Consider the following 17096-nt stretch of genomic DNA (forward strand, 5'->3'; position numbering starts at 1 on the left):
AGACAAGACACCCAAGACTGCGCTGGCCGCTTTGACGCTGCGCAAACGGAGATCCCCCTTTGACCCACCCCGTCATTTCGGCCACCGGCCTCTGGACCCCGCCGCATTCGATTTCGAATGCCGAACTCGTGGCAAGCTACAATGCCTGGGCCGACACCTGGAACCGCGAAAACGAGGCCGAGATCAAATCCGGCCTGATGGAACCAAAGACCCATTCCTCGGTCGAATTCATCGAGAAAGCCTCGGGCATCAAGTCGCGCTTCGTCGTCGACAAGGAAGGCGTGATCGACCCCTACGTAATGGCTCCGCGCATTCCGGAGCGGCCGAACGACCAGATTTCGATCTTGGCCGAGATGGCCGTGTTTGCGGCGCGTGATGCGCTGAAAGCGGCCGGCCGCGCGCCTGAGGATGTCGATGCGGTGATCTGCGCGGCCTCCAACATGCAGCGCGCCTACCCCGCAATGGCCATCGAGGTGCAACAGGCGCTCGGCATCGAGGGTTTTGCCTTCGATATGAATGTCGCCTGCTCGTCGGCCACGTTCGGCATCCAGACAGCCGCCGATTTCATCCGCGCCGGCCATGCGAAATCCGTGCTCATGGTGAACCCCGAGATCTGCTCCGGGCACCTCAACTTCACGGACCGCGACAGCCATTTCATTTTTGGTGACGTTGCCACGGCCGTGCTGATCGAAGCGGAAGACGTTGCGCCCGCCAGGCACTGGAAAATCCTCGGCACGAAACTGAAAACCCAGTTCTCGAACAATATCCGGAACAATTTCGGCTTTCTGAACCGCGCCGCGCCGGAAGGCATTGGCGCGCCGGACAAGCTGTTCCTCCAGGAAGGCCGCAAGGTGTTCAAGGAAGTCGTGCCGATGGTGGCCGAGATGATCAATGCGCACATGGGTGAGCTCGGCATGGCCGCGCCGGACCTGCGCCGCATGTGGCTGCACCAGGCCAATGCGAACATGAACCGGATGATCGCCACAAAGGTGCTCGGCCGCGAGGCCAGCGATGACGAAAGCCCGACCGTGCTGGACACTTATGCGAATACGTCCTCTGCTGGATCGATCATCGCATTCCACAAGCACTCGGCAGATTTCAAACCCGGAGAGCGCGGCCTGATCTGTTCGTTTGGCGCGGGCTATTCGGCCGGAACAGTATTCGTCGAGCGGTCGGAATGATCCGCCGGGCGGCATGGTTGGCAGCCTTCTGCCTGACCGGCCTTGCCGCCTGTAGCAGCCCGAAGTCAGACCCGGCTGAGGCACGTGCCGGCCCTGCCGATGCGGTGCCTGCCCTCCCAATCGTGCTTGACCAGTTCGGCTATCGCCCCGATGATCCCAAGATTGTCCGTATACGTCAACCGCGCGAGGGTTATGACACAGCCTGGTCGCGGCTGCCCCGCCTGACCTACTATGTGCGCCGCGCCGATACGGACGAAGCCGTTCGGTCCTTTGCTCTTGATGCGAGCGAGAACAAGCCGGTGGATGCGATGTCGGGTGATCAGGTCTGGCAGCTCGACATCTCGCGCATCTCCGAGCCGGGCGACTATTTCGTGACCTCCGGCGACGGTTCTGAAGCCTCCGGCGCCTTCAAGGTGTCGGACGATGTCTACAGGCCGGTTCTTCGCGAAGCCTTTCGCACGTTCTATTACCAGCGTGCCGGATTTGCGAAGACCGAACCGCTGGCGGGCGCCGGTTGGACCGATGCGGCCAGCCATATTGGCCCGGGCCAGGATACCGAGGCCCGGCTCTACTCAGCCCCGGATGATGCAAGAACCGCGCGCGACCTGCATGGCGGCTGGTATGACGCCGGCGACTACAATCAGTACACGAACTGGACCGCAGACCAGTGCCGCACCTTGTTGATGTCCTATCTGGAAAACCCGGACGTGTGGGGCGATGATTTCGGTATTCCCGAAAGCGGCAATGCGGTGCCGGACATCCTGGACGAGGCCAGGTGGGGGCTCGACTGGCTGCTGCGGATGCAGAACGCCGATGGATCGGTACTGTCCATCCTGGGCCGCGACACTGCGAACCCACCCTCGGCGGCCACCGGCCCAAGCCGCTATGGACCGGCGAGCACCTCAGCCACGCTGTCGGCAGCTGCCACGTTCGCCTTTGCCGCCCTTGTGTTCGGCGACAGTCCTGCACCGGGTCATGCGGACTATGCCGCGCGCCTTCGGGAGGCCGCTGTTTCAGCCTGGACCTGGGCGGAGGGCCATCCGTCGGTCACATTCCTGAACAATGACCGGTCGACCGGTTCTGAAGGGCTGGGCGCGGGTCAGCAAGAGGCCGACAAGGAATACCTGAACATCAAACGCTTTGCTGCCGCCGCCTATGTCTACGCCCTGACCGGCGACACCGCGATCGTGCCCGCGATGGACGCAGCCCTCGCGAAGACGTCGCTGATGCAGTCCGGCCAGGTCGATGCCTACCGGTACGAGGCGCAGGATGCGGCGCTGCTGCTCGCGCGCCGGCCCGAGACCCCGCCTGAAATGCTCACCTATCTGACATTGGTCTTCCAGGACCGCCTGACGCTGGACGGCGGCGAAGGCTACGGCGTGCCGGTCGATGCGTTGCATTGGGGCAGCAACCATGTGATGGCCCGCACCGGCGCGCTATACCTCGATGCGGCGCGCCTGTCCGCCAGCCCGGGCGACGCCGCCGCCTATACGGCCCGCGCGCTGGACTACCTGCACTACCTGCACGGCGCCAATCCGATGGGGAAAGTCTATCTCACCAATATGGGCGCGTTTGGCGCCGAATCGTCGGTGGGTGAATATTACCGCAGCTGGCACACGGAAACGCCGATCCCGGGCTTCCTCGTTGGCGGGCCGAACCCGTCCTATGAGTGGGACGCCTGCTGCCCCGACAAATGCGGCAATGCGGCGTCGAATGCGGCCTGTGGAAAAGCTCCGCCGTCGCCGCCCTACCGGCAGCCGCCGCTGAAATCCTATCTCGATTTCGATGATGGCTGGCCGCTGAATTCCTGGCAGATCACCGAGAATTCAAACGCCTATCAGGCCGCTTATCTGCGGCTGCTGGCCAATTTCGTGGACTGACGCCCTACTCTTCGAAGTCTTCCGTAAAGAGGTCGCCCCAGAGCGCCCGGCGGCTGGCCCGGACGGCTTCCACAACCACGACCAACGTACCGCACCCCAACATCAGCATGGCGAAGGACTGACCGGAGAAGAAGTGGATGAGGGCATCTAGCATGGGCTTCGGGGCTCTTTTTTGTTTTCTCGGGCTCTGTATGCGCGAAACGCCTTAATGGCGCATTTGGAAACGGTGTCCGCAATGGGGCGAGAGTGTAAGCGGATCGCCGTCATTTGTTTACCCGTGCTACCAATCACTTAAGGATGTGCGGATGGAGGACCTACGTGAAGCGATCTGTTAAGCCGCCCCGCGTCTGGCAGCGGATGTTGTCCGGCCGCCGGCTGGACCTGGCACACCCGTCGCCGATGGATATCGAGATCGAGGACATCGCGCACGGCCTGGCCCGGGTGGCGCGCTGGAATGGGCAGACGCGCGGCGAACACGCCTTTTCGGTCGCCGAGCATTCGGTGGTGGTGGAACGGTTCGTTCGCAAGCTGGAACCCAGCCTCGGCGCGGCCGAATGGATGACGGCCCTGCTGCACGACAGCCCGGAATATGTGATCGGCGACATGATCTCGCCCTTCAAGGCGCTGCTGGGCGAGAGCTACAAGGGTGTTGAGGCGCGGCTGCAGGAGGCGGTGCACATCCGGTTCGGCATCCGGGCCACCACGCCGGCGGCGCTGAAGAAGATCATCAAGCGCGCGGACAATATCTGTGCCTGGTATGAGGCCGTGCAACTCGCCGGGTTCACTCAGGCCGAGGCGACCGGCTTCTTCGGCGAACCGCCCGAGGGCTGGCGCGTGAAACTCACCCCCCTGCCGCCGACCGAAGCGCAGGCGCTGTTCCTAAAGCGGTTCACTGAAATCCAGGCCGTGATGGCCGCGCAGGAGTCTGCCCGATGAATTCGCCCCGCTTGCTGATCGGTCTTTCGGCCGTGATGGTCGCGCTCAAGGACGGCGAGCCGCACGTGCTGGTCAGCCGCCGGCCGAGCGGCGAGGATTCCCTGCCATTCGGTCCGTTCGACCCCGTCAACCACCGGACCTTCGACCTGTCGCTGCGCGGCTGGGTGCGTGAACAGACCGGTTTCGAGATCGGCTATGTCGAGCAGCTTTACACATTCGGCGACAAGGACCGCGATACGCCGGAAGCCACGCTGACCGACACACCGACCGATTCGCGCGTGATTTCGGTCGGCTATCTCGCCCTGACACCCGAAGCGCGCCCCGCCGGCGCCTCGTTCGATGCGCGGTGGCAGGACTGGTACCATTATTTTCCGTGGGAAGATCATCGTACCCGGCGCCCACCCATTCTCGATGCCGAGATCGCGCCGCGCCTGAAGACCTGGGCCGCCGGGAATCCGGGACGCCTGGAGCGCGCCCGCCTCGCCTTCGGCCTGAATGGCGCGCGCTGGATCGAAGAACGTGTCCTGGAGCGCTACGAGCTGCTCTACGAGGCCGGCCTGGTGGCCGAGTGCACGCGCGATGCCGGCCTTCCTGATACGGGCGTCCGCCTCGGCGCAAGCATGGCATCTGACCACCGGCGGATCCTGGCAACCGGCCTGACGCGCCTGCGCGGCAAGATCAAATACCGCCCGGTCGTGTTCGAACTGATGCCGGACCGGTTCACGCTGTCCGCCTTGCAGCGCTCGGTCGAAGGCATTCTCGGGCTGCAGTTGCACACGCAGAACTTCCGCCGCGCGCTGGACAAGGCGCAGCTGGTGGCGGGCACCGGACAGATGGAAACCGGCACGGGCGGCCGGCCAGCCGAGCTGTTTACCTTCCGGCGCGATCACGCCAGCAGCATCTCGGCGCCCGGCCTGACAACGCCGCGCCGGTCACCAGACTGAAACACCGCGCTGACCGGTCAGGTCAGCGCGGTACTGTTGGTTTGACGGCGCCGTGCGGCGCCGGGTTCATTTAGCCGATGCGGCCGTTTCCAATCCCTGCGGCGCGCCCACAATGATGAAGGAATAGCGCGACGGGTCGAGATAAGCCTTCGCCACGCGGTTCACGTCTTCAAGCGTGACAGCGTCCACCAGCAGGTTGCGGCGGTCGAAGTAGTCGACGCCGAGATTTTCCTGGCGCACGTTCATCATCTGGCCGGCGATCTTGGCGTTCGAATCGAAACCGAGCGGATAGGAGCCGGTGAGATAGGCTTTCGCGTCCGACAATTCCTGCGCGGTGACACCGGCCTCGATCAGGAGGTTCATCTCATCCTTGACGCCTGCGATGAATTCGCCGGCGCTTTCGTTCTTGGTCTGGCCGCCGCCTGACCAGGTGAGGAAGGACGGGTTCGGATCAAGGCTGGTCGACACACCATAGGTGAGACCCTTCTCGACACGGAGCGTCTTCATCAGGCGGCTTTCGAAGCCGCCACCGCCGAACGTGTAGTTCAGCACATAGGCGGGGAAGAAATCCGGATTGTTGCGGTCGATGCCCGGCCCCATGAAACGCACGAGGCTTTGCGGCTGCGGCAGGTCGACGACGACCTCGACCACCGGCGCGGCTGCAAGATCGACCGGCGCAACATCCGGCAAGGTGCTCGTCTCGGGAAGGCCGGCGGCAACCTCATCGATCAGCGGTGCCAGTTCTTCCGGCGTGATGGCGCCGACAGCGGTGACGATGAGGCGATCTTTCGTCATCAGCGCGCGCATCTGCTGACGGGCGAGTTCGGGTGTGAGGGCCTCAAGGCTTTCGGCCGAGATTTCGCGCGCAAACGGATGATCCGGATACAGAGCTTGCGAGGCGGCGCGCCAGGCAAGGTAACCGGCATTCGTCTCACGCGTCTGAAGGCCGACTTCCTCCTCCCGGATGAAGCGCTCATACGGGCCTTCATCGAACCGCGGCGCTGCAAACGCGGCCGCAACGAGCGCCATGGCGTCACCGGCATTGGCGGTGAGCGAGGACACCGAACAGCTGGTCCACTCCGATTCGACCGAACAGCCGAAGCTCATATTGAGGTCTTCCATCGCCGTCTGGAACGCGAGCGAGTCGAGATCGCCGGCGCCTTCGTTCATGCTGTAGGTGACCGACTCGCTGAGGCCTTCAAGGCCGTCCGGATCGGACGCGGTGCCACCCTTCCAGGCCATCTGCACAGCGAGGATCGGGATCGACGGCTCCGAGACAAGCCAGACCGACACGCCGCCCGGCGTGACGAATTGCTGGACCGTGGCGAATTCGCCCGTGTGGACGGCCACGACCATTTCCGGCTCGGCCGGCGCCACCGTTTCTGGTGCAGCCGCTTCGGTCTTGTGGAAATTTTCGTGCACCCATCCGTGTACGGTTGAACAGCCGGCCAGTGCCGAAAGAGCAACGGCCCCGACAAGAAATCTGGACTTGCGCATCAGAGGTCTCCTTCGCCGGGCAGCAGCTGGGCTTCGATATAGTGTTTTTCGGGCGCGAACACCGACCGCACCGCCGCCAAAGCGGCCTCAGGCGTCACGGCGCGCACCTGGTCTGGATAGGTCAGGATGTCGTCGACCGAGCCGCCGATGGCCAGCCAGCTGCCGAACGTGTTGGCCATGCCGGACTGGCTGTCGCGGCCGTAGATGGCATCTGCGGCCAGCTTGTTGCGGGCCCGCACGACTTCTTCTTCGGTGAAGCCTTCGGCGAGGACCTTCTCGACTTCCGTCATCACGGCGGTCTCGAGCGTGTCGAGATCTATGCCAGGCGCCGGGCTGGCGCTGATCACGGCGGGGCCTTCATCGTGCAATGTCGTCCAGGCATAGGTGTTGGCCGAAATGGCGACCTGCTGCTGCTCGACCAGCGATTGGTAGAGCCGGCTGGTCATGCCGCCGCCAAGGATTTCGAGCCCCACATCCAGTGCGAGCGCGTTTTCCGGCTGGCGGCGCTGCGAGTAGCCGAGATAGTAGCGGCTCCAGACGGGCTGGCGCACTTTGGGATCGGAATGCACGATCAGCTGCGTCTCGGTGAGCGGGGCAACCAGCTGCCATTTGCGTTCCGACTTCGCGGTGCCGGTCGGCTGGATAGCGCCGTAATTCGCCTCGGCCAGGGTGCGCACCTCGTCCGGCGTCACGTCGCCTGCAACCACGAGGATCGCGTTCTCAGGGCTGTAATACTGATGGTAGAATTCGAGGCCGTCCTGCGGGGTGAGCGCGGCGACTTCGTCCATCTTGCCAATCACGGTGATCTCGTAGGGATGCCCCTTCCAGAATGCGCCGAGCACCTTCTCCTGCAGGATCACGTTCGGATTGTTGTCGATGCGCTGGCGGCGTTCTTCCTTCACGACGTCGCGCTCGGAAATGAAAGGGCCCTTCGGATCGTCGTCGATCAGCAGGTTCACCATCCGCTCGGCTTCGAGCTCCATCATCTTGCCAAGCTGTGGCTTCGCCACGCGCTCGTAATAGGCCGTGTAGTCCCAGCTGGTGAAGGCATTGAGCTGGCCGCCTGAACGCTGGACGATCGACGTGAACTCTTCAGGGCCGATATTTTTGGTCTGCTTGAACATCACGTGTTCGAACAGGTGAGCGATGCCGGACTTGCCCGGCGCCTCATCGACCGCGCCGACCTTGTACCAGACCATGTGGGTGACGACCGGCGCGCGGTGATCGGGGATCACCACGACCTCCATGCCATTGCTCAGCGTGAAGGTGGAGGGTGCCCAAGCGGCTTCCTCCGCCATGGCATTGGAAGCAAACAGGGCAAACAGCCCTGCGGCGAGGGTCCGTTTCATGGGCGTCCTCCTGGGTTTGTCTTGCTGGGCTTGCGGGGCTCAGGTGCCCGGCAGGCGGATACGCGGGCCACCATTGGTGCGCTCGATGGTCACCGGTTGGTCACCTGTTGCATTGTCGGTCGCGGCCGAAGTTGCATCTTCCGGCTTGTCCTTGCGCCAGAAGAGGATGCGGTCGCCGATGCTGGCCGATTTGCGGATCGTTTTGGATTCCTCGTAATCGACCTGCGCGCGCACAGCCGGGTTGGCCGCATTGGCGCCGGCGGCGGCCACGAGGGCCTTCTCCGAGGCACTGGCATTCTTGCCGAACTCGGCGCCGAACGCGGTCGTCACGGTGGTTTCAGCGGCGGCCACTTCGGCCGGCGTGGTCGAGCCCGCACCCGGCGGACGCAGGCTGTATTCCGGCGGCACGCTGAGCGGCGCCTTGGTGACAACGCGAAATTCATTCGGGGTCGAGCCGTTGCTGTTGCCCGAAGACGTGCAAGCCGATGTGGCGACAAGCGCGGCGCCGACGGCGAGGATCAGGTGGGATTTCTTCATGAGCTGGAGCGGGTCCGTTTCTGGAGGGCAGAATGCCAATGTTACAGGTTGTTAGCCTGTTTTGGCCGCGAAAGTAAGAACTGGTCGACAAAGAGAAGCACCGCGCCGACGCTGATGGCCGCATCGGCAACGTTGAAGATCCAGGGGAAGAACAGCCCGTTGGCATCGATGAAATCGACCACAGCGCCAAAGCGCACCCGGTCGATCAGGTTGCCGAAGGCCCCGCCGATGACCAGCGCCAGCGCCAGTTTCAGCCAGCGCCCTTCCGCCCGGACCAGCCAGACGAGGAATCCGAGTGCAATGGCCAGCATCACGCCCGCCAGGATCCAGCGGCCGATTCCATCCGATTGGAACAGGCCGTAGCTCATCCCCCGGTTCCAGGTCATCGTCAGGTCCAGCGGGCCGGGCACGACGATCCGGCCGCAATATTCCATGCCGTTGAGGCAATTCAGGGCATTCAGGCGCGGCTCGGCCAGCACGCTCCACTTGGATAGCTGATCGGCCAGCACCACGAGGGGTACCAGAAAGAAGGGCCAGGCCGATTGGGTCGCCAGTTTCATGCGGCTGAGATTGCAGACCGAGGCGGGGGGATCAAGCGCTTCTGTGCACCTGAGGCCCCTATCCGGCGACCTTGTCCCAGGCCTTCACGGCCAAGGCATCGCGCGGTGTGATGCCCGCAAACGACGGATCGGCGTCAGCCGGGTCGAAATACTTCCAGCTGCGGCGGCATTTCACCCCCGCAGCCTTCTTCGGCACGACCCAGATGCCGGGCGTATCCTCGAGCGCGAAGGCCCCGGCCGGCGCCGAGCTGCCCTCGACCAGACGCGCACCGGACGTGATGAACAGGTCACCGGCATCCTCGCCCGCGAAGGCGTCGATCAGGGCCTTGTCGGCTATGACCACTTCGGGGCTCGCTTCCAGCGAGGCGCCGATCCGCTTTTCTCGGCGCTCCACTTCCAGCGCGCCGGTCACGACCCGGCGCACCTTGAAGATCTTCTCCCAACGTGCGGCGAGCGCCGCGTCGCGCCATGTCTCCGGGGTCTCCGGGAAGAGCAGCAGGTGGACGGACGACGCGGCGGCCTTGAGGTGGCTTTCGCCAAACGCCTCATCGGTGGTGAACGGCATTACCGGCGCGAGCCAGGCAAGCAGACGCTCCATCACGGCGGCCATCACCGTGCGCACGGCGCGGCGGCGGTTGCCAAACATCGCAGTGTCCGCATCCCAGGCCTTGGCGGTGACAAAGGACGGATCGCAATAGAGCGAGTCCTTGCGGACATCGAAATACACCGCCGACAGCTCGACGTTCACGAAGTTCACGATCTGCGTCATCACGCGCTTGAAGTCGAATACCTTGAAGGCAGCGCGCACTTCAGCGTCGAGTTCGGCAAGGCGATGCAGCACGAAGCGTTCCAGGCCCGGCATGTCGGGCGCGGCAATGGCTTCTTCCTCCGTATACCCATCAAGTGCACCGAGCAGGTAGCGCAGCGTGTTGCGCAGCTTCCGATAAGTCTCCACCGTGCCCTTGATGATCTCGTCGGAGATGCGGGTATCGTCCCAATAGTCGGCCGAGGCCGTCCACAGGCGCAGGATCTCGATGCCGTACTGTTTCTGGAACTCGTCAGGTTCGATCGTGTTGCCGATAGATTTCGACATCTTTTTGCCTTCGGCGTCGACCACCATGCCATGCGTGACGACCTTTTTGTAAGGCGCCATGCCGCGCGTCGCGCAGCTCTCCAGCAGCGAGGACTGGAACCAGCCGCGATGCTGGTCGGAGCCTTCCATATAGACATCCGCCTGCCCGGCCGTGTTGTCGATGATGCCGCGCTTTCGCAGCGCGAAGGCATGCGTCGTGCCGGAATCGAACCAGACGTCGAGAACGTCCGTGACCTTCTCCCAGCCGTCCGGCGAGACGCCGGTGCCGGCGAAGAAGTCTGCGTCCGGCGTTGCGAACCATCCGTCCACGCCGGTTTTCTCGATCGCGGCCTTGATGTTGGCGTTCAGCTTGTCGGCCTGTTCGTGCGGCAGAGCGGCCGTGTGCGGCTCGCCCTTCGCGTTGACGAACAGGGTGATCGGCACGCCCCAGTTGCGCTGGCGCGAGATCAGCCAGTCCGGCCGGCTCTCGACCATGGCGGAGAGGCGGTTGCGGCCCGTGGGCGGGAAGAATTCCGTCACCGAGATGGCCTTCATGGCCAGTTCGCGCAGCGTCTTGCCGTCATGGACCGGCTTGTCCATCGCGATGAACCATTGCGGCGTGGCGCGGCGGATGACCGGCGCCTTCGAACGCCAGGAGTGCGCATCGCGGATCGTGGTGACGCCGCGCGCCAGAAGGTTTCCGCTCTCGGCGAGCAGGCGGATCACTTCGTTGTTCGCCTTGCCTGCCTCGCCGCGTTTCTTGCCGGACGTGACGATGATGTCGAGACCTTTGAGGGGTTCGGGCACTTCATCCGTATAGCGACCATCTGGGTCGACGATCTGGCGGATTTCCTGCGTCGTGTGGCCGGTGGCCACCCAGACCTCGAAGTCGTCTTCGCCGTGGGCCGGTGCCGTGTGTACGAAGCCAGTACCGGCATCGTCCGTGACGTGCTCACCGGCGAGCATCGGGATCCGGTGCTGGAAGAATGGCGACAACGCATGGAACGGATGGCGAAGCGGCGGCAGATCGGACGGGTTCACGCCATCGACCCGCGCCCAGCTTTTCGCCTTGGCTGCGGTCAGGGCATCGTCCGCCAGTTTGTCTGCAAAGACGAGCTTGTCGCCGCGCTTCACATAGGGTGCAAAGCCCAGCTCTTCTTCCGACATGACGTCGGTCACTTCGTAGAGGCCGTAGGAGACTTCAGGGTTGAAACTCACCGCCTGGTTCGCCGGGATCGTCCAGGGCGTGGTCGTCCAGATCACCACAGCGGCGTCCGTGTCGGCGACAGGAAACTTCACCCACACCACCGGCACCTTCCGGTCGTGGTACTCCACTTCCGCTTCGGCGAGCGCGGTGCGCTCAACCGGCGACCACATGATCGGTTTCGCCCCGCGCACGAGGCCGCCTTTCATCGCCATGTCGAGGAATTCGGAGACGATCATCGCCTCACTCTCGAAGGCCATGGTGAGATAAGGATTGTCCCATTCGCCCTCGATGCCGAGGCTGCGGAATTCCTTGCCCTGCACCTTCACCCAATGCTCGGCATAAGCGCGGCAGGCGGCCCGGAACTCGTCGGCCGGCACGGAATCCTTCGGGCGGTTCTTGGAGCGGAACTCCTCCTCCACCTTCCATTCGATGGGCAGGCCGTGGCAGTCCCAGCCCGGCAGGTAGGAGGCATCGAAGCCCTGCATCTGGTGCGAGCGGACAATGATGTCCTTGATGATCTTGTTAAGCGCCGTGCCGAGGTGGATGTGGCCGTTCGCATAGGGCGGGCCATCATGCAGGATGAACGGCGTACGCCCCTTGGCGCTTTCCCGCAGCTTGGCATAGAGGCCCATCGCGTCCCAGCGCTTGATCCATTCGGGCTCGGCCTTCGGCAGGCCGGCGCGCATCGGGAATTCGGTTTTGGGCAGGAACAGCGTGTCGCGGTAATCGCGTTCGGCAGTGGTATCGGTCATGGCGGTTCGAATGTCTTCGTCAGCGAAACGGGGATGGGCGAGCGGCCTCAGGCCATACGGGCTTACCCGGCAACCGCTGAAGAAAGCCTTCAGCCGGCCGCCGGGCCGCTAATTCGAATTGCCAGAATCGTCAGGGTCTTCGCCATAGGCGCAGCGGTTATCACGCCCGCCCCGGCCCTGTCACCCCTTTGTGGCGGCCTACCAGTCGTCGTCGCCTTCGGGCGCATAAGCCCCCGTCTGCCAGACATAATCCGCGCCCTGGGGGGCAATGGCCAGCAGATTGAGGAGGTTGTCCTTGATGTTGCGGACGGTCATGCCGCCATCGAGGATCACGTAGCGGGTAAAGCCGACGGTCGGGGAATAGCCATCCGTGCCGCCCTCGGAATACCAGCAGGACGTGGCCGCCCACATCAGGTTCACGTCGTTGATCCGCTCGAGCGTCTCTTGGCCGTCTGCGTCGTAGCGCACCTGCATGTTGATGCCGAGGCAGCCATCTGTGCCCTCGACTTCGCAGGCGGTGCCGATGACGTTGAAGATCAGGCCGGTGTTTTCTTCATCCGTCGCGCGGATGGACACGTCGCCATCGTCGCCTGTGCTGTTAATGGTGTAACCTTCTTCGACCAGGATCCGCTGCAGGTCGGCCAGTTTGACCGATTTCACGACCTGGCTGTCGTCGGCAAGCGCCGGGCCGGCAAGAAAGCTCACGAAGGCAAGTGATGTCAGAATGCGGCGCATGATGTCCTCCCCGCGCTGGATACGCCCCGAACATCCTACCGTTCGAAAGGCTTGTGAAGGGCGAGGAAGCGGTCAGATTGCGGAAAACATATGTTTCAGCCCGGCGTTGCAAGGATTGCGCGGGCCTTGGCGGCGTCCTTGTGCATCTGCTCGACCATGAGATCGAGGCTGTCGAACCGCCGCTCCGGCCGCAGATAGGCGATCAGCTGGACGTCCAGCTTTTTGCCGTAGATGTCGCCTGAAAAGTCGAAAATATGCGTTTCCAGCAGCGGATCGCGCAGGCCCGTGGTCGGTGTGCGGCCAAAATTGGCCACGCCGGCGCGCCAGTCGGCCTCGCCTTCGATCTTCACGCGCACCGCATACACCCCATGTTTGGGGTGGATCAGCTCGCCCAGCTGGAAATTCGCGGTCGGAAAGCCGAGCTTGCGCCCATTTCGTTCGCCCGATTCCACGATGCCGTCAGCCACCCAGGGCGTGCCGAGCATTTCGGCGGCCAGTTCCGGCTCGCCCGCCATCAGGGCCTGCCGGATGGCTGTGGACGAGGCCTTTGCGCCCCGGCCTTCCACTTCCTCGACGATCGTGACGCCGAAACCGAGCGCCCGGCCGAGGCTCGACAGGCGCTGCGCATGGCCCATCCGGCCGCGCCCGAAGCGGAAATCGAACCCGACCGACACATGCGTCACGCCGAGCCCATCGACGAGCACGTTGCGGACGAAGCCCTCGTCGGTCATTGCCGCCATTTCGCCATTGAAGGGCAGCTCGAACACGGTCGTTGCCCCGGCCGCCAGGATCGCCGCATTGCGCCGTTCGGGGCGGAAAATACGAAAAGGCGGGTCGCCGGGACGGAAATAGGCGCGCGGCGGCGGCTCGAAGGTCGCGACCGAAAACGCGCCGTGCCCGGCCAAGCGCGCCGCGTCCATCACCGCCCGGTGGCCGGCATGCAGGCCGTCGAAATTGCCGAGCGCGATCGAGGCGCCCTTCGCGCTCGCCGGAAGTCCGCGATAATCGGCGTAGACCGCCATCACTTCCCTCGGCTCGGTGCCACCACTTCGGCTTCGCCGCTGATCACCCGCTTGCCTTCGACCAGGCACTCGATCTTCAGGGTCACCCGGTTGCCGCGATCATGCTTCTCGGCCACTTCAGCCCGCACCGTCACCACATCGCCGATATGGACGGGGCGCTTGAAGCGCATGGACAGGCCCACGAAGATCGCGCCGGGACCCGGCAGGTTGTTGCCAAGGATGCCGGAAATGTAGCTGGCCGTCAGCGCGCCATGGGCGATACGCTTGCCGAAGATCGTGGTAGCCGCGAATTCATCGGACATGTGCAGCGGGTTGAAGTCACCCGACACTTCCGCAAAGCGCTGGATGTCGTTCTCGGTGATGGTGTGCACCGTCTCGTGGGACTGGCCGATCTGCAGGTCTTCGTACTTGTATCCGGTAAATTGGGTCATCCCGTCGGGGCTCCTGAAACTTTATGCGTTTTTCCGTTACACGCCGCGGTGCACGGCGTCACCATCTGAGACCGGTCATGGCGTAAGTCGCCTGTTCACCATAATCGGCGAGCAGATCGGTCACCTCCGCCTCGAAATCAGCTCCGTGCTGCTTGAGGCCTGTGCCGACATAGAGACTGTCGAAACCTTGCCGCCGGGCGCCGCGCACATCCGTCGCGGGGCTGTCGCCGATGCACAGGATGCGCTGTGGCTTCGCCTTCAGTTCGGTCAGCCGGCCAATCGCCAGCTTATAGATCGGGGCATAGGGCTTGCCGGGATAGATCACCTGCCCGCCCAGATCCTCGTAGATCGAGGCCAGCGCGCCGGCGCACCAGTAGAGCTTTCCGCCCACCCGCACCTGCTTGTCGGGATTGGCGCACAGCATCGGCAGGCCCTTGGCCACCGCCCGGCCGAGTTCCGCCCGGTAGTCCTCCGGCTGGTCGTTCACCTGGTCGCGCAGGCCGATACAGAGCAGGAGATCGGCTGAGTCATTGTCGACGAAGGTCAGGCCAAGGCCGTCATACAGGAACCGGTCATGTTCCCAGCCCTCATCGCCGCCCATCCGCCAGACCGACCGGTCCGGATGCGCGGCAAGTTCGGCGCGGGTCGCATCGCCCGAGGACACACACAGGTCGAAGGCGGCCTTGGGTACGCCTAAAGGTTCGAAATAGCGCACCACCTGGGCTTCGGGCACCGGCGCGTTGGTGATCAGGCTGATCTGCCCGCCCTGCGCCCGGAACTTCACCAGCGCGTCGCACGCCTCGGTGAAGGCGGCGCGGCCATTATGGATCACGCCCCAGACGTCGCAGAGGATCGTGTCATACTGACTGGCGAGGCCGGAAAGGCCGGCGGGGAACTGGGGCGCTGTCATGCGGGCGCGAGGTAGGCCGTACCGGCAGTCCGGTCAATCACCGAGACCGCAGGCCGAGGCCGGAAGCGGATTCAGGACCCATTGCACAGCGGTCGGGATCGACACCGATTGCGGCAGGAAGCATCCGCGCAGCCGGATGACGTGGCCCAGCGACTCATCCGTCATCTCCGCCGGGTCGTAATCACAGCTGAGCAGGTTTGCCGGATGGTCCGCCGGCGTGCCCATCCGCACCGACATGAGCATGTGGTTCGATCCCGTCGGAACCGAGACTTCCGCCACCTCGACCGGCCCGAACCCGCACTCCGGCAGCGGACCGTAAAGTCCATCCTCGCCCACGACGCTCGGCGCAAGCGGCGGGCGGAGGGTCAGGTCCAGGCGGACCGGAACGAGGTCCATAAGCGGGTCAAACAGGGCCGGCGGCAGGTCATTGCCGGCTTCTGGCAGGGTGCCGGTGATGCCGACGAAGGCCAAACGCGCCTCCTGAACGACCGTCACCTGCGCTTCGACCGGATCGGGCACGATGTCCGTACTGAACGGTGCAATCACACAGGCGCCAAGGGCCGCCAGAAGGCCAACGGGTATCAGTTTGACGAAAGACATGGTGCTGCGCTCCGGAGCTTCGAAACCACAGCAGACCTGCAAATTCCGGCTAAATCAAGCCGGGACGGGTCATCCGAAGTTGGACAACCGGTCAAGCAGTTCCTTTGGGGGCGCGGTGTCCTCCATCAGGGAGGCCTTGATCGGGCGAGGCGCGCCGAAAACGTGGCCCTGGCCATACCCGATATCGTATTCGAGGATTTCCAGGACGCTGGCTTCATCCTCGATCTTCTCCGCGATCATCGTGATGCCATAGCGCGAGAGCACGGCGCTGACTTCGGCGCCCTCAAGCTGCTTGTTGAGGTTCGACATCGGGCGCTCGCCATGGGGGTCGCGCAGCTGTTCGATCAGCTGGCTGCCGTTCATCTTGACGAAGCGTACCCCGGCGCCCTGCAAGCGCGAGAGGTCGAGGGCAAGTGTGGTCGCGTGATCGATCGAGAAGCGGAAGCCGAGCCCGGCCAGCTTCTCCATATTCGCGCGCATCGTGGGCGAGCGCTGTTCGAACTTGTCGGCGCGCAGCTCGAAGATCACCGCGCCGGACAGGTCGCGGTTCTCGGTCATGAACTGGAAGAAGATCGGGAACAGCGCCGGATCTTCCAGCGAAGCCGAGGCGATGTTGCAGAACACGCCGACGCGGCGGTCGCGTTCGGCGAGGCGGCGCACGATCTGCACGCAGCGGAACAGGGTCAGGTTATCGATGATACCCATCAGGTTGGCGCGGCGGCCGGCATCGAGGAAATCGGCGGGAAGGATCAGCGAACCATCCGGGCGGCGCAGGCGGGTGAAGCCTTCATAGAAGGATACGCGGCGCTGTGGCAGCGACACGATCGGCTGCAGGTGCAAGTCGACCCTGCCATCCTTCAGCGCGTCGCGCACATCGCGCAGCACGGCGTCTTCGATGGGGCTGACCTGCCGGGCGCCGGTCGTCTGCGCCAATTTCGACTCGAACGTGTCGGTCAGGCGGCCGATCAGGCTCTCGAGTTGTTTCATCTCGTTGACCAGCGCGTCGCGCCGCTCGGTCAGCTCGACCTTCACGGTCTGCTCGACCACTTCGACACGGGCATCGGTGACCTTCTGGGCCCGCTTCACCTCGGTCACATCCCGGGCGATCGAGTCCAGACGCTCATCGATTCGCTTCGAGGACGCGCCTGCGCGGGCCAGGATGTGGATCTGTCCGAGAATCGCCGAAGTTACTGCCCCGCCCGCGATCGCAAGCGGCAGTCCGACGGTCGTAAAGCTGAACAACCCATAGCCCACGCCGGCGCCCGCGCCGAGGTATAGGAGGAACAAGAAGAACGTCATCGAACCAGCACCCAGAAATATCCCATCAATCTTAAAATTAAGGCAGAATTGGTTAACGAATTGCTCGGAATTGGCTTGATTTGCCCCTCCCGGCAACCCGGTCCCCAACCGTGGCTTTGCGGCCACAGGCCCCGAATTCTTCTGCGCCCACCGCAGATCCCGCATGGACGATGACGCGCCCGGA

General features: G+C 63.9%; 16 protein-coding genes. 4 read left to right on the plus strand and 12 right to left on the minus strand.

Going from position 1 to position 17096, the window contains the following annotated elements:
- Window positions 1–59 precede the first annotated feature (59 nt).
- Complete coding sequence (locus GC148_RS02850; protein WP_291068520.1) at window positions 60–1181, plus strand: beta-ketoacyl-ACP synthase III; 1122 nt, start codon at window positions 60–62, stop codon at window positions 1179–1181.
- On the plus strand, window positions 1178–3061 hold the full coding sequence (locus GC148_RS02855; RefSeq protein WP_291068521.1) for a glycoside hydrolase family 9 protein: 1884 nt from the start codon (window positions 1178–1180) through the stop codon (window positions 3059–3061). Before GC148_RS02850 ends, GC148_RS02855 begins: the two co-directional genes overlap by 4 nt.
- Window positions 3062–3065: 4 nt before the next feature.
- Here GC148_RS02855 and GC148_RS02860 read toward each other — a convergent pair whose 3' ends face one another.
- A complete protein-coding gene (locus tag GC148_RS02860) occupies window positions 3066–3215 on the minus strand; it encodes a hypothetical protein (protein ID WP_291068522.1) in 150 nt (49 codons plus the stop codon).
- 203 nt (window positions 3216–3418) lie between these two features.
- On the opposite strand from GC148_RS02860, the gene GC148_RS02865 reads away from it, so the two are divergent.
- Window positions 3419–3997, plus strand: coding sequence for an HD family hydrolase (locus tag GC148_RS02865; RefSeq protein WP_366063009.1), 579 nt, complete (start codon window positions 3419–3421; stop codon window positions 3995–3997).
- Window positions 3994–4941, plus strand: coding sequence for an NAD regulator (locus GC148_RS02870; RefSeq protein WP_291068524.1), 948 nt, complete (start codon window positions 3994–3996; stop codon window positions 4939–4941). Before GC148_RS02865 ends, GC148_RS02870 begins: the two co-directional genes overlap by 4 nt.
- 66 nt (window positions 4942–5007) lie before the next feature.
- Here GC148_RS02870 and GC148_RS02875 read toward each other — a convergent pair whose 3' ends face one another.
- The 11 genes from GC148_RS02875 to GC148_RS02925 all read right to left on the minus strand — a co-directional run bounded on the left by GC148_RS02875 (window position 5008) and on the right by GC148_RS02925 (window position 16912).
- Window positions 5008–6438 (minus strand): pitrilysin family protein, encoded by a 1431-nt coding sequence (locus tag GC148_RS02875; RefSeq protein WP_291068525.1) that lies wholly within the window; start codon window positions 6436–6438, stop codon window positions 5008–5010.
- Window positions 6438–7787, minus strand: coding sequence for a pitrilysin family protein (locus GC148_RS02880; protein ID WP_291068526.1), 1350 nt, complete (start codon window positions 7785–7787; stop codon window positions 6438–6440). The genes GC148_RS02875 and GC148_RS02880 overlap by 1 nt, the downstream gene beginning before the upstream one ends.
- A 39-nt stretch (window positions 7788–7826) precedes the next feature.
- Entirely contained in the window at window positions 7827–8324 is a 498-nt protein-coding gene (locus GC148_RS02885) for a DUF3035 domain-containing protein (RefSeq protein WP_291068527.1), read from the minus strand.
- A 41-nt stretch (window positions 8325–8365) separates the two neighbouring features.
- Window positions 8366–8884, minus strand: a complete 519-nt coding sequence (lspA, locus tag GC148_RS02890; RefSeq protein WP_291068528.1) for a signal peptidase II — start codon at window positions 8882–8884, stop codon at window positions 8366–8368.
- A 58-nt stretch (window positions 8885–8942) separates the two neighbouring features.
- Window positions 8943–11915: an isoleucine--tRNA ligase gene (gene ileS, locus GC148_RS02895; RefSeq protein ID WP_291068529.1), complete on the minus strand. Its 2973-nt coding sequence runs from the start codon at window positions 11913–11915 to the stop codon at window positions 8943–8945.
- A 198-nt stretch (window positions 11916–12113) separates the two neighbouring features.
- The gene (locus tag GC148_RS02900) at window positions 12114–12650 is read right to left on the minus strand and encodes a YbjN domain-containing protein (protein WP_291068530.1); all 537 of its coding nucleotides are present in this window, start codon (window positions 12648–12650) and stop codon (window positions 12114–12116) included.
- A 95-nt stretch (window positions 12651–12745) separates the two neighbouring features.
- Complete coding sequence (gene ribF / locus GC148_RS02905; RefSeq protein WP_291068531.1) at window positions 12746–13672, minus strand: riboflavin biosynthesis protein RibF; 927 nt, start codon at window positions 13670–13672, stop codon at window positions 12746–12748.
- Window positions 13672–14103 carry a MaoC family dehydratase gene (locus GC148_RS02910; protein WP_291068532.1) on the minus strand — a complete coding sequence of 144 codons (432 nt, stop codon included), beginning with the start codon at window positions 14101–14103 and terminating at the stop codon, window positions 13672–13674. Before GC148_RS02910 ends, ribF begins: the two co-directional genes overlap by 1 nt.
- Window positions 14104–14161: 58 nt before the next feature.
- A complete protein-coding gene (locus GC148_RS02915; RefSeq protein ID WP_291068533.1) occupies window positions 14162–15013 on the minus strand; it encodes a TIGR01459 family HAD-type hydrolase in 852 nt (283 codons plus the stop codon).
- A 33-nt stretch (window positions 15014–15046) separates the two neighbouring features.
- Window positions 15047–15613, minus strand: a complete 567-nt coding sequence (locus tag GC148_RS02920) for a hypothetical protein (protein WP_291068534.1) — start codon at window positions 15611–15613, stop codon at window positions 15047–15049.
- 69 nt (window positions 15614–15682) lie between these two features.
- The gene (locus tag GC148_RS02925; protein ID WP_291068535.1) at window positions 15683–16912 is read right to left on the minus strand and encodes an EAL domain-containing protein; all 1230 of its coding nucleotides are present in this window, start codon (window positions 16910–16912) and stop codon (window positions 15683–15685) included.
- Between the last annotated feature and the right edge of the window lie 184 nt (window positions 16913–17096).

This window comes from Hyphomonas sp. (assembly GCF_016125515.1).
Taxonomy (GTDB): Bacteria; Pseudomonadota; Alphaproteobacteria; order Caulobacterales; family Hyphomonadaceae; genus Hyphomonas.

Bases quoted from the DNA above. Each gene is read 5' to 3' on its own strand.
- GC148_RS02855 (WP_291068521.1), top strand. From the start codon at position 1,178: ATGATCCGCCGGGCGGCATGGTTGGCAGCCTTCTGCCTGACCGGCCTT.
- GC148_RS02860 (WP_291068522.1), bottom strand. From the start codon at position 3,215: ATGCTAGATGCCCTCATCCACTTCTTCTCCGGTCAGTCCTTCGCCATG.
- GC148_RS02865 (WP_366063009.1), top strand. From the start codon at position 3,419: ATGTTGTCCGGCCGCCGGCTGGACCTGGCACACCCGTCGCCGATGGAT.
- GC148_RS02870 (WP_291068524.1), top strand. From the start codon at position 3,994: ATGAATTCGCCCCGCTTGCTGATCGGTCTTTCGGCCGTGATGGTCGCG.
- GC148_RS02875 (WP_291068525.1), bottom strand. From the start codon at position 6,438: ATGCGCAAGTCCAGATTTCTTGTCGGGGCCGTTGCTCTTTCGGCACTG.
- GC148_RS02880 (WP_291068526.1), bottom strand. From the start codon at position 7,787: ATGAAACGGACCCTCGCCGCAGGGCTGTTTGCCCTGTTTGCTTCCAAT.
- GC148_RS02885 (WP_291068527.1), bottom strand. From the start codon at position 8,324: ATGAAGAAATCCCACCTGATCCTCGCCGTCGGCGCCGCGCTTGTCGCC.
- lspA (WP_291068528.1), bottom strand. From the start codon at position 8,884: ATGAAACTGGCGACCCAATCGGCCTGGCCCTTCTTTCTGGTACCCCTC.
- ileS (WP_291068529.1), bottom strand. From the start codon at position 11,915: ATGACCGATACCACTGCCGAACGCGATTACCGCGACACGCTGTTCCTG.
- GC148_RS02900 (WP_291068530.1), bottom strand. From the start codon at position 12,650: ATGCGCCGCATTCTGACATCACTTGCCTTCGTGAGCTTTCTTGCCGGC.
- ribF (WP_291068531.1), bottom strand. From the start codon at position 13,672: ATGGCGGTCTACGCCGATTATCGCGGACTTCCGGCGAGCGCGAAGGGC.
- GC148_RS02910 (WP_291068532.1), bottom strand. From the start codon at position 14,103: ATGACCCAATTTACCGGATACAAGTACGAAGACCTGCAGATCGGCCAG.
- GC148_RS02915 (WP_291068533.1), bottom strand. From the start codon at position 15,013: ATGACAGCGCCCCAGTTCCCCGCCGGCCTTTCCGGCCTCGCCAGTCAG.
- GC148_RS02920 (WP_291068534.1), bottom strand. From the start codon at position 15,613: ATGTCTTTCGTCAAACTGATACCCGTTGGCCTTCTGGCGGCCCTTGGC.
- GC148_RS02925 (WP_291068535.1), bottom strand. From the start codon at position 16,912: ATGACGTTCTTCTTGTTCCTCCTATACCTCGGCGCGGGCGCCGGCGTG.